This is a genomic window from Methylomonas sp. BG-2 (assembly GCF_057766305.1).
Genome location: NZ_JBYMAP010000453.1, coordinates 1 through 1,530 on the forward strand (window position 1 = coordinate 1; position 1,530 = coordinate 1,530).

The window sequence follows — 1,530 nt, forward strand, 5'->3', positions numbered from 1 at the left end:
ATGGTGTAGTTGGCTCCCATTCCGTAGCAAATACAAAAGCACCTGCGATTATCGTAGGCAGAAAAGGCTCATATGGGAAAGTCGTTTGGGCGAAAAACGGCGGCTTTGTAATTGACACCGCTTATTCAATCGATGATGAAACTACCAACGAGAATCTACGCTGGGTTTATTTCATGCTCCAGCCTCTTGGTCTTGACTCCTTGTCGCAAGATACTGGTGTTCCTGGATTAGCAAGAGAAAAAGCATACTCAATACCGGTTTCCGTCCCACCAGCCGACGAACAACAAACCATCGCCACCTTCCTCGACCGCGAAACTGCCAAGATTGACGCGCTAATTGCCGAACAACAACGGCTGATCGAACTACTAAAGGAAAAGCGGCAGGCGGTGATTTCCCGCGCCGTCACCAAAGGCCTCACAAATTTGCCGGGAGCAAATTTGAACGCCGCCACCAGCGGCGGCCCGCAGGGCGAGCGAATGGAAAGCGCGAGTAGCCCCGATGTTCCGATGAAGGATTCCGGCATTGCATGGTTGGGTGAAGTGCCGGTGCATTGGGAAGTTATTCGCCTGTCCAATTTATTTAAATTAGTGAGTGACCAAGGGCAAACAGATTTACCGATTTTACGCGTATCCATTCACGATGGTGTTTCAGACCGCGAGTTTGATGAAAATGAAATGGAACGTAAGACTGTCAGAAGCGAAGACCGAACTAAGTATCAGGCAGTTGAACCCGGCGATCTGGTCTACAACATGATGCGTGCATGGCAAGGTGGATTTGGTGCTGTAAAAGTTTTAGGCATGGTTAGTCCTGCTTACGTTGTCGCCCGTCCGATAAAAAAATTTTTGACATCATTTATCGAATATCAGTTACGAACCCCTAATGCGATTGAAGAGATGCGCCGCTATTCGCAAGGAGTGACAGATTTTAGGTTACGTCTCTATTGGGAAGAATTCAAAACACTATATGTATCGATGCCCGATATTCAAGAGCAGAATATGATCATTTCATTTATTGAGCACGAAACCACCAAACTCGACACCCTCACTGCCGAAGCCCAACGCGCCATAGCCTTGCTGCAAGAACGCCGCACCGCCCTGATTTCCGCTGCCGTCACCGGCAAGATTGATGTGCGTGGTCTAGTCTCTTCGGCATTAGCGGAGGAAGCCGCCGCATGAGCAATCTGCACAGGGAAGTATTTGTAGGTCGGGTTAGGCGCAGCCGTAACCCGACGTTGTTCGACGTGGCTTGTCGGGTTACGCTTGCGCTAACCCGGCCTACTTTCCGCCGCCGCCACCGGCAAGATTGATGTAAGATCAGTTTCAATGCCCCCGGAGAATTGACCATGCCGGTGATTTCCATGTTCTACGGCATCATCGTCATGCTGTATTTCTTTGATGACGAACAACACAAACGGCCGCATATTCATGTCCGTTACCAGGGCCAGGAAGCATCGTTTGCCATCGACGATGGTGCCTGTCTGGCAGGCACATTTCCGCCGGCCAAATTACGCCTGGTTCAGGCCTGGATCGA

The 1,530-nt window shown here is 50.3% G+C and carries 2 protein-coding genes; both read left to right on the forward strand.

The window, feature by feature from the left end; genetic code table 11:
• Positions 1-1,175: restriction endonuclease subunit S (locus AC3B8H_RS21195; RefSeq protein WP_488443488.1), on the forward strand; the 1,175-nt coding region annotated here is incomplete at its 5' end.
• A gap of 167 nt (positions 1,176-1,342) precedes the next feature.
• Positions 1,343-1,530: DUF4160 domain-containing protein (locus AC3B8H_RS21200; RefSeq protein WP_488443489.1), on the forward strand; the 188-nt coding region annotated here is incomplete at its 3' end.